Below are 16240 nucleotides of genomic sequence, written 5' to 3'. Positions count from 1 at the left end.
CACAGTGAAGTTTACGAATGGCTATTGGTTAAATCGTGAAGAGTACGATATCAATTCTCCTCAGGAAACGTTTGATGCGCACCAAGACGGCAAGGTCCTCAAGGCTTTTGCCCCTTACAAGCGGATCCATTCTCGAGGCGATGAACTCAACATTGGGGCGACGACGTTAACGTTGACGTCTCCAGTTGAAAACGTTATCGGGGTTAAACTAGAACATTTTGACAGCAACGATCACGGACCAAAATTCAAGATCAACAATACTGACCCGGACGTCGACATCAACGTTGACGACAAAGTGGCCAGTCTCCAAAGCGGCGACTTGAAGGTCGAATTGCCATTACGGACGGCCTTTGACATGAAGTTCACCGCGAACGGCAAGGTCGTCACGGAATCCGAAACCAAGGCGCAAGCCACGATTTGGAACCACGACACCAAGGTCAACTACATGCGCGAACAACTCAACATGGACATTGACGAAAAGATCTATGGGTTAGGTGAACGGTTTGCCAACTTCGTCAAGAACGGCCAAACCATCTACACCTGGAACCAAGATGCCGGGACCGGGAGTGAACAGACCTACAAGAACATCCCATTCTACATGAGTAGTAATGGCTACGGGGTCTTCGTTGACGAACCACAACGGGTGTCCTTCGAAGTCGCTTCCGAAAACGTGGACCGGGTCCAATTCAGTACTGAAGGCCAATCCCTACAGTACTACGTCATCTACGGCCCAACGCCTAAGGAAGTCTTACACCGTTACACCGAGTTAACTGGGGCCATCAAGTTGCCACCAGAATGGTCATTCGGTCTCTGGTTGACCACGTCCTTCACCACTGATTACAGTGAAGAAACGGTGCTGAAGTTTATCGACGGTATGCAAGAACGTCATATTCCGCTAGACGTCTTCCACTTCGACTGCTTCTGGCAAAAGGGCTTCGAATGGTGCAACCTGGCTTGGGACAAGGATGAATTCCCAGATCCAGAGGGCTTGATCAAGAAGATCCACGACCGGGGCGTCAAAGTTTGTGTTTGGCTCAACCCTTACGTGGCGCAAAAGTCACCATTGTTCAAGGAAGCCAAGGATCAAGGCTACCTGGTCAAGCGCCAAAACGGCGACGTTTGGCAATGGGACCTCTGGCAGGCTGGCAACGGGTTCGTTGATTTCACGAACCCGGACGCTGTGAAGTGGTATCAATCTAAGCTGAAGGCCTTGTTAGACATGGGTGTCGATTGCTTCAAGACCGACTTCGGTGAACGGATTCCAGTTGACGACGTGAAGTTCTTTGACGGATCCAACCCACAACAAGAACATAACTACTACACGTTGCAATACAACCGGGCTGTCTTCGAAACCATCCAACAAGAAAAAGGCGAAGACGAAGCCGTTGTCTTTGCGCGTTCCGCTACGGCTGGTTCGCAATCCTACCCGGTTCACTGGGGCGGCGACAACTTATCCAACTACCGTTCCATGCGTGATACGTTGCGTGGTGGCTTGTCCTTCCTGCTCTCTGGCTTTGGGTTCTGGAGCCACGATATCGGTGGGTTCGAAGACGGACCAGATACGCCAACTGCTGACTTGTACAAGCGCTGGACCCAATTTGGGTTACTGTCCTCGCACAGTCGGTACCACGGCAGTGATGTCTACCGGGTTCCGTGGAACTTCGATGACGAAGCCGTTGAGAACACCCGTAAGTATGTCAACTTGAAGCTGTCCTTGATGCCATACCTGTACACAGAAGCGGCTCACGGCGCTGCTTACGGGAACCCATTGATGCGGGCCATGTTCCTTGAATTTGGTCAGGATCCTAATGTTTACGACATTGCGACCCAGTACATGTTTGGGCCGAACATCCTGGTTGCCCCAATCTTCAACGACAAGGGCGATGCACACTTCTACTTACCAGGTGGCAAGTGGACCAGCATCTTAGACGGTAAGGTCTACGATGCCCCTGAAACTGGGGAATGGGTCAACGAGAACTTTGACGAATTAGACTTACCAGTCTTAGTCCGTGAAAATTCCATCATTGTGCGGAACGAAAAGGCGGAACACGCCCAATACGACTACACCAAGGATGTTGACATTCACCTGTATCAAATCGACGAGGGTCAAGTTGAGACCAGCGTCGTTGATAACCGTGGGAAAGATGTCGCAAAGGTTCAAGCAAAACGCAAGGGCAATGAAGTGTCCGTGAAGACGACTGGCTTGAGCGGTGACATTACGGTTTACGTTCACGACGGCACCAACGTGGTCAAAGCCACTTTGGATAACGGCCAAGCGAAGGTTTCACTGTAAGACTTTCCGTTTAAAATAACATTATTGAGCTCCGGTAATCCCTTGTGGGGTTGCCGGGGCTTTTTTGTGGTTGGTCGATGAAACCGCTAAGCGTCTGGCCAGTGAAAACCAGTGAACTGCGGTATCATGGGGAGTGTTAATTGTGCTGGGGGATAGTACTCCTGGTAGCCATTTTGGCCGTAATGACTTTATTTTGGGAGGTTAGCTATGATTGAATTTAAACACATCACCAAGACCTACGGCGACACGGACGTCATCAAGGACCTGAATCTGACCATTAATTCGGGTGAACTGTTCGTGCTGGTCGGGCCTAGTGGGAGTGGTAAAACGACGTCGGTCAAGATGATCAACCAATTGATCCAACAGACTTCGGGAGACATCGAAATCGACGGTCAAAACGTGCAGACTACCGATCTGCGTCAATTGCGATTGGGGATGGGGTACGTGCTCCAAAACATCGCGCTATTTCCCAACCTCACGATTCAAGAAAACATCGGTATCCAGCTTGAGGAGCTCAAGGTGCCCAAGGAGAAACGGGTGGCCCGGGCGCGTGACTTATTGACCCAGGTGGGCCTCGACCCGGACAGTTACGCCGGGCGGATGCCCGACGAATTGTCGGGTGGGGAGCAACAACGTATCGGCATCATTCGGGCGCTAGCGACTAACCCCAACATCATTTTGATGGATGAGGCCTTTAGTGCGTTGGACCCGCTGTCCCGCAAGCAACTCCAAGACATCGTGTTAGATCTCCACGCCAAGGCGACGAATAACCTGACCATCGTCTTTGTGACTCACGATATGCGTGAGGCCCTCCGGTTAGGGTCACGCATCGCGGTTTTGCAGGACGGGGTCATCCAGCAGGTCGGCACCCAAGAGGAAATCTTGAACAATCCGGCCAATGCGTTTGTGGCCAACTTCTTTAAGAACGAGCAAGAGACCCAGACAGCGACCGTGGGCAAGGTCATCATTCAGGGCTACGGCCACCGAGTGACCACGACTGACACGCCTAAGATGGCCTTTGAGACGGAGCTGAGCGATGCTGTCCGCACGTTGCGGCAACAACCAGCAATTAGCGTGGCCTATCACGACGCGTGGTATCAGCTTAAGTTGGCAGATGTCCTAGACTTTATCGAGAATAAGGAGGAGGCTCTTGACTGATTTACTTCGCGTTTTACGCACCCAACATCAAGATATTTTAAGTGCTTTGGGCCAACACCTGAGTATTTCGCTGATTTCACTGCTGATTGCGGCGGTCATTGCGATTCCGTTGGCCATTTACTTACGGCGCTACCGGCGAGTGGCCGGGGTGGTCTTGCAGATCACCGGCGTCATGCAAACGATTCCGAGTCTGGCGTTATTGGGATTTTTGATTCCCTTCGTCGGTATCGGGACGTTACCAGCCATTATCGCGTTAGTGGTTTACGCGGTGATGCCGATTTTTCAAAATACTTATACCGGTTTTACCACCATTGACCCCAGCCTGGAGGAAGCGGCTAGCGCCTTTGGATTGTCACGCTTCCACCGGTTGACGCGCATTGAATTGCCGCTGGCGATGCCGTTGATTGTATCCGGATTGCGGATTGCCATGGTCATGATCATTGGGACCGCCACCTTGGCCGCCTTGATTGGGGCCGGGGGATTAGGAACCTACATCCTGTTAGGGATTCAAAATAATGACAATTCCCTGCTACTGATCGGGGCGATTCTTTCCGCCGTATTGGCTTTGATTTTCTCCGCGTTGATTCAGTGGTTGGGTAAGTTGTCGTTTCGTAAAATCATCTACATTTTCGCCGCGATTCTGGTGCTATTTGCCGGCTGGGGCGCGTACGCGGTGATTAGCCGTCCGGCGCCTACGATTACCATCGCTGGGAAACTGGGCAGTGAACCGGAAATCCTGATCAACATGTACAAGGACCTGATTCAACAGGATCATCCGCGACAAAAGGTCGTTTTGAAACGAAACTTCGGGACCACTACCTTCCTGTATAAGGCCCTCAAGGCTGGCCAGATCGATATTTATCCGGAATTCACGGGGACCGTGATGGAGTCTTTGGTCAAGGTCAAAAATTACGGCCATGACCCGCAAAAGATTTATCGGCAGGGCAAGACCCTGTTGAAGCAACAAGATAACCTGGATTACCTGTCCCCGATGCACTATCAAAACGGGTACGCGTTAGTGGTTTCTAAGGCCTTCGCTAAGAAGTACCACCTCAAGACCATCGATGATTTGAAGGCCGTCCAAAATAAGGTCAAGGCTGGCTTTGATTTGGACTTCTACCAGCAAAAGGATGGCTATCCGGGTGTTCGCAAGGCGTACAACCTGAAGTTCGGCAAGGTCAGCTCCATGCAGTCGAGCTTGCGCTATAAGGCGATTGCGTCTGGCGAAGTCAACTTGGTCGACGGCTATACTACCGATCCGCAGATTCAGAAGTACCATTTGGTCGCACTAAAGGATAACCGGAAGTTCTTCCCACCATATCAAGGTGCGCCGTTGGTCCGGAATAAAACCCTGAAGCAGCATCCCGGCCTAAAACGGTCGTTGAACAAGCTGAAGGGGAAAATCACGGACAAGGACATGCAGAAGATGAACTACCAGGTCACCTTCCAGCACCAGAAAGCAGCCACCGTTGCCCGGAATTACCTGATTAAGCACGGACTGTTAGTTAAGTAAGACTACAATCAAATCGATTAGTCTAAGTGGGCTTGCGGGTCTAGACAAATTGTCTAGACCCGTTTTTTTGCGGTTTGAGGCCAGTAAAACCCGCTAAATATTAGTTAGACTAAACCTTAAAGGTGTGGGAAAACTGCGGGGTTTAGGCATTTTTCTTAGCTGTTACTTATCGATAAATTAGGATAAAATGATTAATTCTAGTCAGGGCTTATCAACGATTTAATCCCCAGCATATTGGGATTTTGGTTGAGCATAGAACTTGATTTTATGCAGAATGTTTTTAAGCCAGTTTAGTAGACGGTAATAATTAATTTAGTTATAATGAATTTACGGATATTATAAATGATTAGTTCATATAATAGCTTAACTACTGGGGATAACAGTTTACTTAAGGATGATGCTAGGGGGGCATAAGAATTATGATGAAACCAATGACCACAAAAGAACACTACAAGATGTATAAGAAAGGTAAACTATGGGTCTTTGCAGGAATCTTCACGGTCACGTTGGGCTTGAATGTGGGCGAAAGTCAGACTGCTCACGCGGCAACGACCGATGCAACGACAACCGGGGAAGAGAAAACGACGACTAAAGCCGTCACAGCGTCTAAGACCGTCACGTTAAAGTCAGCTCAGGATAAGGTTACGACTGCCACGACGGCCGATGACCAGACAACCGAGGAAGATAAAACAGGAGAGGCAACACCTGATCAACCGGCTACTGACCAGGACACAACTAACCAACAGAATAGTGATCAAACGACACCCAAAACTGACCAGCAAAATGCTGATCAAGCTGATACCGGTCAGGCCAATAACCAATCAACTACGACGAGTCAGGAATCAAGTGGTCAAACCGAAACAACGTTGCAAGATAATGACCAAGCCACCACTGACCAGCAGACCGCTGGTCAAGCCGCTACCGATCAACCAGCAACGACTCAAACGACACCTGATCAAGTGGCAACTGATTCGACTGAATCCAATCAACAGAACAATCAGACAACCACGACCGACCAACCAGCAACTGACCAGACGACGGCTAGCCAACAGGGGACTGATCAGCCAACGCCGCCGCAATCTACAACGTCCCAACCAGAAAATGAAAGCGCTAACCAGGCTGTCATCGACAAAACGGATGAAGATTCGATGGCCACGACCCAGGAATCAACTCTGCGACAACCAGTCGCTGAGGTCATGTCACTCGGTGATGAGCCGGCAACCCCTACGGTAGCCAGCATTAAGGCGGCCGCGGCCACAGTTAATGCACCAGTCGCGGTGCCAACCGCAGACGAAAGTATCGATGAGTGGATGCCGAATAAAACTTTACAACAATGGGTCTTGTATGCACTTAATAACGCAGGTGTCGGTAAGACCTGGACCAGCGTTGACCAGATTACGAAGGAAGATATGCTGTATCTTACCGGTAAGTTGTCCAGCCAAAGTATGCATGGCACAACGTATATTGATGGAAAATCTTCCTTCTCCTTGGAAGGGTTACAGTACGCCACGAATTTAACGGAATTGGATTTGTTAAATAATGTGAATAGCAATCCATATATGATGCGAGGAGATATTACGGATATTTCACCATTGAGTGCCCTGACTAATTTAACCTGGCTACAATTAGGTGGCAACCGAATTTCTGATATTACTCCTATTGCAGGATTGAAGAAAGTCACTTATTTGGTTCTAGGGATGAATAGTATTGCGGATTTTTCATCGTTGAATCCGGCACAGTATACGGATGGGCTTAGCATTGGCCAACAATTTGTGGAATTAGAGACGGTTTACGTCCCTAAGGTCGATGCCAGTCAGGGTTACTATCCAGAGTACACGACGGTTAACCCGGTAAAAGCACCGCAAGGTATGACCATGAGCGCTAAATATCCAATGGCTGTTGCCTTACCTGTTGTTTCGTTAACTCAATCTGAAGTCGCATCCACTGTAAAAATATTTTGGACTGGAGGCGCGATGGCTCTAAGCCCTGATGGGACTGAAATTACTTATAAGGTTGCGTATAATCAGGAACCATGGTACGCAAAGGATACTGCAGAGTATGGCGTGCCTACTAATTTTGGGTATGACCAGCAGGTTCCAGGTGACTATCTGTATTCCATGGTAGCTAATTTCACAATGTCTGGTTACGGTGATAGCCTTGTTGTGTCATTAGTGACACCATACGTAACGGCCGATGCCGCGCAAAGTATCACGGTCAACTATGTCGATGAGGCGGGCAAGGCTCTACGAGACCCTGATGTCTTGAGCGACGGGTTAATCGGGGAACCTTACACCTTAACGGCCCCAGATATCGACGGCTACACCTTAACGGAAATGCCAGCCAACGCCACCGGGACTTACAGCGACCAACCACAAACGGTAACTTTCGTTTATAAAGAAGCTGTGGGAACCATTACGGTGACCTACCAAGATGACCAGGGCAATCAGCTACTTGAACCGGAGACTTTGACCGGGAAAGTCGGAGAGGCTTATACCGTTCCGGCGAAGACCATTGACGGGTACACACTGACCGAGACCCCAGCGAACGCCACGGGGACTTACACGCAGGATGCCCAAACAGTTGCCTTCGTTTACACCAAAGACACGACGCCGGTGACCCCACCAACGCCGCCGACCCAGACCGTAACGGTCACGGTTCATCACCAAACGGCTGATGGCACGACGGTGGCGCCGGACGTCACTTTGACCGGTGAACAGGGGGATGCTTACACCACTGAACCGGTTGAGATTCCTGGTTACACGCTAGTTACGACGCCGGACAATGATAGCGGGACCTTCGGCGCCAGTGACAGTACGGTGACCTACATTTATGCGAAGGATGTCGAGGAAGGCGAAGGTGGCGACCAAGTCACGCCAGAAACGCCAACACCGGATACCAAGCCAGATAAGACCAAGCCGGGCCCAAACCAGACTAAGCCAACCGGCAAACCAGGCATCGAGGCGGACCAAGCCGTTCGTGGCGGCAGTGCCAACCAGATTACGGGGACTACGCGTCGTGGCACCACCACGCCAACTCAGTTGGGGACCACGACCAATTCGGCAGCCGATAAAGTGAACTTGAAATCAATGCCAACGCAACAGCCAGCAACCCAGACACCGCAGGACCAGGCCAAAGCTGCGAAAGCTGCCACGACCTTACCACAAACGAATGACCAGACCATTTCTGGCTGGTGGGGCGCCGCGTTATTAGCTTTACTGGGCAGTGTTGTCGGTTTCAAACGTAAATTCAAAGAATAATGTCATTATGTCATTTAAAAACGGCCGTCCCCAATGAGGAGGACGGCCGTTTTTGTGTGTTGCGAGAATTAGTCGAGACAACCAATGCAAGGAGGATCGGTCGTCTCCACTTGAAAGCCCTAATCAGCCGGAGTCACGGCTAAGATGGGGTCGAAGTAGGTGAGATGCGTGTAGTCCACGTTACCGCCATCGGTAATGGCAAGGTCCGGGATAGCGGTGATCGGTAAGAAAGACAAGTAGAACAACGGGTCTGGCAGGGTACTCCCCAGGCTTTCCGCCGCAGTCTTCAGCTCGATTTCCTTTTGGGCTAACGCGTCTGGTGTGAGGTCGGTGGTGATGCCAGCGATGGGGAGCTCTAGTAAGGCGAGCACCTGACCGTCGGCGACTACGACCTGGCCGCCGCCACACGCAATCAGGGTGTTGGCGGCTAACGCCATATCGGTCGGGTCAACACCCGCGACCACCAGGTTATTGTCATCCGGAGCCGCCGAGGTGGCGATGGCCCCCCGTTTGAGCGACCACCCAGAAATGAAACCCCGGGCGTGATGGTCGGTCTTACCGTACCGGTCGATGACCGAAACGGCCGCCACATCTTGGTCGGAGTCGGGATGCACGTGGCCACCCTGGATTGGCAACTCAACGTCTAACGCTTTACGGACGAAAGGACCGACGCTGTGAATCGTGCGGACCGTGGCCGTACCGGTAGTCACAGTTACCGGGTAGGCGAAGTCCGCCGCATCTAAAGGCGCGTGGTTGAGCTGGCCCTTTAACGTGGTCGACCGTTTTGGCGGCGTAAAGGTCATCACCGGTTGGCCGGCTTTGGTGACCAGGTGACCTTTACTGATGACGGTCTCGACGTGAAAACTACCGGGGTTATCGACCAGTAAGACGTCGGCGTCCTTACCGGGAGCGATGGAGCCGACCGCGTCATCGACATGGTAAGCTTCCGCGCCGTTTAAACTTGCCATCTGAATGGCAGTCATGGGGGCGACACCGGCTTGAATCGCCAAGCGGACCATGTGATCGAGGTGGCCGTACGCCAGCACGTCGCGAGCATTAACGTCATCGGTACAGAAACTGACGTGGCGGGCAACACCGGACGGCCCCTCGGTCACGGCCCGGATGTTTTCCTTTAAGAATTTGGTGACAGAGGACTCACGAATCACCACCCGTAGGCCTTTGCGTGCTTTTTCCAAGAATTCCTCGTGACTGTAGCTTTCGTGGTCGATGTGGACGCCACTCAGCAAGAAGGCGTTCAAGTCGATGCCCCGAGCCATCGGGGAGCAGCCGAAGATGGGTTTGTGGTACCGTTTGGCCAGTTCCAAGGCCTTCAACGTGTCGGGATCTTGCATTGCAACGGCTTCACGGACGGTCTCCCACACGCCGTAACAGTTGGCTTGTGGCAGGTACTTTTCGTGGTCGGCGGCCGTGACATTATAGGCGATGGTCGACTCCGGAATCGTGTAGGGCGTCTTGTACGGCAACCCCCAGAAGACCTTGAGCGGTAACTTTTCAATTTCGGCAAAAATTTCGCTTAATCCGTCGACGCCCACGACGGAGATGTACTCGTCGAGACCGGACACGATACTGGTGGTGCCGTGGGGTACCGCCAGTTCCGCAAATCGGGTCATGGACAGCTTGCTACATTCAACGTGGATGTGGCCGTCGATCAGTCCGGGGACCAAGTATTTACCAGTTGCGTCCAAGTGTTGCGTTTGCGGACCAACATAGGCGCTGACGTCGTGGTCGACCGCCACGATTTTTTGATGATAAATGGCGACGTCGGCCGGATAAAATTCACCAGTATCGACGTTGGTGAGGGTGCCGTGTTCGATGACCAGGTCCGCGGGTAATTTGGCGGCCCCGGCATCGAGGTATTGCGTGAATTCGGTCATAGAGTTTAACTAACCTCCTAAGATTTCGGCAGAATGTTCAAAATGTAAAGCAGGATGATGAAGACGACCATGAGGCTCCACATCACACCGTTGACTTCGCGGCGCCGACCCGCGGCCGTCATCAGAATCGGGTAGGTCAAGAACCCAAAAGCAATCCCGTACGAGATGTTGTAGGTCAACGGCATGCCGACGACCGTCAGAAAGGCAGGCACGGCGATTTCGAATTTGTCCCATTGGATATTTCTTAGTGCCGAAGCCATCAGAACCCCGACGATGATCAAGGCCGGTGCAGTGACTTGCGTGGTCACGACCGTGAGCAATGGCGAGAACAGTAAACTCAGGATGAACAGGACGCCGGTAACCAGTGCGGTCAACCCGGTCCGACCACCGACTGCGATCCCCGCGGAAGATTCCACGTAAGCGGCGGTTGGGGTGGTCCCCATGACGGACCCGGCCAACATGGAAATGGAGTCAGACATCAAGGCGCGACCGATGCGGGGCATTTTGTTGTTTTTCATGATGCCGGCTTGTTGGGCTAAACCAATCAAGGTGCCGGCCGTATCGAAGAAGGCCACCAGCAGGAAGATGATGACTACCGCCCACATCTGCGGATCCAAAACGGATGGTAGGTGCTTCAGGCTCACGCCAAAGGTCGGGCCCATGCTTGGTGCCATAGAAATCAAGCTGCTAGGCGCTTTGATGAGACCAGTTACTAGCCCAGCCCTAAGACGGTGGAAGCAACCAGGCCGATGAAGATGGCGCCAGGAACGCGCATTGCCATCAAGATGGCAATCACGAACAACCCGAAAATGGTCAACCAAGTCGTGGGTACTGTGAAGGAACCGATTTCCACGAGTGACGTCTTGCTGGCGACGATGAGGCCCCCACCTTGTAAGCCGACGAAGGCGATGAAGATCCCGATGCCGGCGGCCATGGCGAGTTTTAAATCGCTCGGGATGGCGTCGATGACTAGCTCACGAACTTTAAAGAAAGATAATAGCTTGAAGAGAACTGCGGCGACGAAAACGCCGGCCATGGCCTTTTCCCAAGGGATGCCCATTCCCAGGACCACGGAATATGTAAAGAAGGCGTTGTCCCCGAGACCTGGTGCGACGGCGATGGGGTAGTTGGCGAGAAAGGCCATCAAGAAACAGCCCAGGATGGCGGATAATGCGGTGACCGTGAAGACGGCCCCCTTGTCCATACCAGCGGCCCCAAGAATACTGGGGTTAACGAAGAGAATGTAAGCCATCGAAACAAACGTGGTCAGGCCGGCCAAAACTTCTTGGCGAACTGTGGTGTGTTGTTCCGATAGGTGGAAAGTTTGTTCCAAAAAATTGGTAGTAGCAGTGTTACGACTAACTTTTAACACGGTGTGAAACTCCCTTCTCTCTCAAGATAAGTTTTATTGTGGCATATATTATTTAAATGCGCAAGCCTATAGTTCGTGTTTTATCCATTGACAATGAAATATTATCTGCTAAGCTCAAATAAACGGCGAAAAAGCCGGATGATAAAATTTGTAGGGGGTATTAACATATGTCTACAGAAATTACACCAGCGTTTACTCAGGGATTGCCCAAAGCAGAGCTCCATCTGCATATCGAAGGAACGCTAGAGCCGGCATTGAAATTGAAGTTAGCGCAGCGCAACCACGTTGATTTGGGGCAGACCACCATTGAAGAGGTGCAGAAGTCCTACCAATACAATGATTTGGCGTCGTTTTTAGCGGTGTATTACCCAGCGATGGCCGTGTTGCAACACGAACAAGACTTTTATGATTTAGCTTGGGATTATTTGAAACGGGCCGCGGCCAATCACGTGCGCCACGTGGAAATCTTCTTCGATCCCCAGGCCCATACCAGCCGGGGCATCGCCTTTGAAACCGTGATCAACGGGTTATACCGGGCTACGGTCGATGCTCGGGCACTCAACGTAGATGCCCAGTTAATTTTGTGTTTTCTGCGGGATTTTTCCAAGGAATCGGCGCGGCAAACATTAGCGGAAGCCTTGCCATACAAGGATAAATTTATTGGTATCGGCTTGGATTCCGACGAGCACAATAACCCACCAATGAAGTTTGCCCGCCAGTACGAGGACGCGGCCGCCGCGGGGTTGCACCTGACCGCCCATTGTGACATCGATCAGAAGGATTCCATCGAACATATCCGGCAAGCCTTAGAACAACTTGACGTGGAGCGCTTAGACCATGGCACCAACATTGTCGAGGACCCGGATTTGGTGGCGCTGGTGGCCAAGAAGGGCATTGGGCTGACGTCCTGCCCACTTTCTAATGGTTTTGTGTCTCCGGAAATGAAGGGGAAGGAAGTCCTCGAGTTATTGGCCCAGCACGTGAAAGTCTCTATCCACTCGGACGACCCGGCATATTTTGGTGGCTACATCGGCGATAACTACTACGCGCTTGCCGACCAGTTCAACTTGACTAAGGACCAGGTGGTTCAATTGGCCCGTAATTCATTTGAAACCTCCTGGATCAGTGACCAGCAAAAAGCGGTTTACTTACAGGAACTGGCGGACTACGCGGCTCAAAATTAAACTTAGACAGATAGGTAACGACCAGTGGTCTGCATGTATGACTATTGGTCGTTTTTATCTATAATCAATGGCTAACGGATGAGTAATTGTTTTAGTAAATATTTGAGAAACCAATTTTATTTTACTAAAATAGCTCTTTAACTTTTGGCTGGCACGAGCTATAATACAACTGTAAGCGGTTTCATAATAGCCATTATTTAGTTAAAGTTCTCCTCAGCTTGAGGTTGGACGCGGAAATGCATTAGTCATTTACATATGAACCCTCTTACAAATCTATATACTTAGGAGTGAGCCATGATGTCGAAAGAAGATAAAGGCAATCAGGCAGTGAACTCTAGTGTTGGTCTAGTGACGAACGCTAAAGTCAAAGACGAAGAACAGCCCAAGCTTCCTTGGATGGTTTCTTCGGCCATGTTTTTAGCCCCACTATGCTGGTATGGGCCGATTGGGTCCACGCGAAGCGTTTTGATTCCCCAATTGTTCTCACAATTGGATCCCGTTCATAAAGTTTGGGCGGTCGGAATCTTAGCCACGGTTGCGTCAATTACCGGTGCGGTCGCAAACCTGTTGTTTGGGGCGTTCTCTGATGTTACCCGGACACGTTTTGGGAAGCGGAAGCCATACATTGTTCTGGGGACCGTTGCGATCGCCCTTTCATTGATTGTGATCGCCAACGTCAAGTCGATTATGGCTATCATTTTTATTTGGATTATCGCGGCGGCAGCCGAAAACGCCATCGCGGCGGCAATTTATCCGCAAATCTCTGACCGGGTCGCGCCTAAGTGGCGGGGGACTGTTTCAACATTTTATGGAGTCGGGTTCACCATTGCTCAACAAGGATTTGCCTTGTTAGCGGCTCAATTTTTGGGGAACGTTAAAATGGGGATTTACTTCATGGCTGGTTGCACGGTGGTGTTAGCCGTTATCCATGAATTGCTGATCCAAGAAAAAGGTAACCTGGATGACCCGAAGGTTCCATTCAATAAGGATACTTTGAAGAAATACTTCTTCTTCCCAACCCACGATTCCCGCGACTTTTACTTAGCGTTGACCGGGAAATTCTTCATGGTTGTGGGGTCAACCATTGTTACCACGTTCCTGTTGTTCCTATTTACGGATTATATCGGTCAAGGCACCGCTGCCGCCGGGAAATCTATTTCGATTTTCTCAACCATTATGTTAATTATCGGGGTCATTTTCGCCCTGATTGGAGGACCGTTAGCCGATAAGTTAAAGCGGGTTAAGGCACCAGTTGTAATTGCGACGTTTGCTTTAGGCTTTGCTGCGTTGTTCCCATTATTCGTTCAAAAGCCATGGGCGATGTTTGTTTACGCCGTTATCGCTGCATTTGGGAATGGGCTGTATAACTCCGTCGATGGTGCCTTGAACATGGATGTTTTACCTTCTTCAGACACTGCCGGGAAAGACTTAGGACTGATTAATTTAGCCAATACTTTAGGCCAGATGTTAGGGGCCATGGTAGCGTCCGCTATCGTTGCATCCTTTGGTTATGGTGCAATCTTCATCTTTGCGATTGCTATGGAAGTCGTTGGTGGGATTGCCATCGCGATGATTAAGCGTATTCGATAATTTCCAAGTCCCCGTTAGCCAACTCAAAAATGATGATGGCACGCGGGGCTTTTTGGTCACGAGGACTAGGAGGAATCTATGTTGAAACAGAAACTGTTCAATGAACAAATAAAAGCGAACCCACTCCGGAGTAAAACTGATGTGAAATCAGCGTTACTCGATATTTTACGGCCGGCTATGGCAGTCTTAGCCCAACAAAAACAAAAGGGTCATTTCCGGATGAGTGACAGTGGGGCGGTCTACTTACAAGAAAAGACCGAAATCGAAGGCTTCATGCGGTTGTTGTGGGGCCTTGGTCCGTTCTTTAGCAACGCCGAGAACATTCAAGAATACCCCGATTGGTTTGAACTCGTTACTCAGGGTATCTTAGCCGGAGTTGCTCCCGATTCAGATAGCTACTGGGGAGGCGACCTGGGCGATTACGACCAACTCTTCGTTGAAATGGGTGCCCTGACGGCATTCTTGTACGAGACTAAGCCGAACTTCTGGGACAGCCTGTCTGTGACTCAGCAAAAGCAAATCATCGATTGGATGGATCAGGTCAATGGTAGAGTTGTGCCGAAGACTAACTGGCTTTTCTTCCGGGCAATGGTCAATAAGTTCATCACGGACACGGGTTACGCGGATCATTCGCAATTGGTGGCTGACGATTATGCCATTACCAACACTCACTACTTAGACCATGGTTGGTCGTACGATGGTTACAAGAACCAAATTGACAATTACATTCCGTTCGCGTACCAGTTCTTTACCCTGCTGACCGTAGGATTGACCGACTGGCAAGGCGATGAAGCCACGCTTCTGCGGCAACGAGCCAAGGCGTTCGTACCAAGTTATGCTAACTGGTTTGCGGCAGACGGGGCGGCGTTACCGTATGGACGGAGCCTAGATTATCGGTTTGCCCAAGCGGCTTTTTGGGCCGTAGCGGCGTATGCTCACATTGACTTACCTGAAGGTTATACATTGGGTGACGTCAAGCACCTATTACTTAATAATCTGCGTTGGTGGTTCCAACAGAACATCTTTACAACGGATGGCTTACTGCCAATTGGGTATGCTTACCCGAATATGGTCTTTGCCGAAGGCTATAACGGACCAGCTTCTGCTTACTGGGCCTTAAAGACTTTCATCTTCTACGCACTCCCTGATGATGATCCATTCTGGACCGTCAAGGAAAGTGAAGACTTCAAGTTTGTGCCGTTGAAGAAGCAACCCGAACCACGGATGCTAGTTGCCCACAGTAAACACGGCTTAGAAGTTCAGGCCTTTACCGCGGGGCAACACTCTCACGAACACGCTGAAGGCGCCGCAAAATACGAAAAGTACGTTTATTCCTCAACTTTTGGCTTCAGCACCCCTAAGGAATCAGTTTTGCTCAAACAATGTGCCTTTGACAATACATTAGGTATTTCCGAATCGGAGAATTTCTGGCGGACGGCTTTCAAGTATCAGGACTATCAGATTCATGACGACTACGTTTACTCGGATTGGCAACCATGGTCGGACGTGGAGATTAAAAATTACATTATTCCGGATATGCCATGGTACGTTCGGGTTCACCAAATCAAGACGTCGCGGAAATTACACGTTGCTGAAGGGAGCTTCTCGGCACCGGATAGCGGATCACCTGACGAACAAGTTGTACCGGTTCAAGCCAAGAACGCGGTCTTCTACCAGACGCGGGTCGGGATTACCGGTTTGGTCGGCTTATCAGATGATTTGAAGGTCGAATTGTCCGAACCGGAACCTAACACTAGCATCTACTTCCCGAAAACGAAGATTCCGTTACAAACAGGGATCTTGGAACCTGGAGACTACACGCTGGTATCCTTGTACTTAGGTGACCGGGAGCTCGAAAGCTTGGATGCACAGGGTCACATTCAGATTCCAACGGTGGCATTAGTCGGCAATCAAATTAAGATTACGGCCGCAGGAAAGACTAAGACGGTCACGTTAGCAGAATTTTAGGAGGTCGTGA

Annotated in this window: 8 protein-coding genes and 1 pseudogene; 7 read left to right on the top strand and 2 right to left on the bottom strand. The window is 50.6% G+C overall.

The genetic code is table 11. The features are described from left to right. Window positions 1-4 precede the first annotated feature (4 nt). The 4 genes from yicI (at window position 5) to H3M12_RS00980 (ending at window position 8221) form a co-directional block, all read left to right on the top strand. A complete protein-coding gene (gene yicI, locus H3M12_RS00995) occupies window positions 5-2293 on the top strand; it encodes an alpha-xylosidase (protein WP_129032440.1) in 2289 nt (762 codons plus the stop codon). Window positions 2294-2500: 207 nt separating this feature from the next. Further along, complete coding sequence (locus H3M12_RS00990) at window positions 2501-3451, top strand: ABC transporter ATP-binding protein (protein ID WP_129032441.1); 951 nt, start codon at window positions 2501-2503, stop codon at window positions 3449-3451. Next, on the top strand, window positions 3444-4964 hold the full coding sequence (locus H3M12_RS00985; RefSeq protein ID WP_129032442.1) for an ABC transporter permease/substrate-binding protein: 1521 nt from the start codon (window positions 3444-3446) through the stop codon (window positions 4962-4964). The genes H3M12_RS00990 and H3M12_RS00985 overlap by 8 nt, the downstream gene beginning before the upstream one ends. Before the next feature lie 431 nt (window positions 4965-5395). Then, a complete protein-coding gene (locus H3M12_RS00980) occupies window positions 5396-8221 on the top strand; it encodes a MucBP domain-containing protein (RefSeq protein WP_182150796.1) in 2826 nt (941 codons plus the stop codon). A gap of 119 nt (window positions 8222-8340) precedes the next feature. On the opposite strand, the gene H3M12_RS00975 is transcribed toward H3M12_RS00980, so the two are convergent. Together H3M12_RS00975 and H3M12_RS00970 are read right to left on the bottom strand one after the other, a co-directional pair. Next, window positions 8341-10116 carry an adenine deaminase C-terminal domain-containing protein gene (locus tag H3M12_RS00975; RefSeq protein WP_129032444.1) on the bottom strand — a complete coding sequence of 592 codons (1776 nt, stop codon included), beginning with the start codon at window positions 10114-10116 and terminating at the stop codon, window positions 8341-8343. Between the two features lie 17 nt (window positions 10117-10133). Next, a pseudogene (locus H3M12_RS00970) lies at window positions 10134-11488 on the bottom strand (NCS2 family permease). A 167-nt stretch (window positions 11489-11655) separates the two neighbouring features. Between H3M12_RS00970 and add the strand changes: the two are divergent. The 3 genes from add to H3M12_RS00955 all read left to right on the top strand — a co-directional run bounded on the left by add (window position 11656) and on the right by H3M12_RS00955 (window position 16230). Beyond that, complete coding sequence (gene add / locus H3M12_RS00965; RefSeq protein WP_129032446.1) at window positions 11656-12672, top strand: adenosine deaminase; 1017 nt, start codon at window positions 11656-11658, stop codon at window positions 12670-12672. Between the two features lie 294 nt (window positions 12673-12966). After that, window positions 12967-14262, top strand: a complete 1296-nt coding sequence (locus H3M12_RS00960; RefSeq protein ID WP_404820010.1) for an MFS transporter — start codon at window positions 12967-12969, stop codon at window positions 14260-14262. Window positions 14263-14340: 78 nt separating this feature from the next. After that, on the top strand, window positions 14341-16230 hold the full coding sequence (locus H3M12_RS00955; RefSeq protein WP_225423509.1) for a DUF2264 domain-containing protein: 1890 nt from the start codon (window positions 14341-14343) through the stop codon (window positions 16228-16230). Window positions 16231-16240: the final 10 nt, after the last annotated feature.

This window comes from Levilactobacillus suantsaii (assembly GCF_014069315.1).
Classification (GTDB): domain Bacteria; phylum Bacillota; class Bacilli; order Lactobacillales; family Lactobacillaceae; genus Levilactobacillus; species Levilactobacillus suantsaii.
This window is presented reverse-complemented; position numbering and strand designations above follow the sequence as displayed.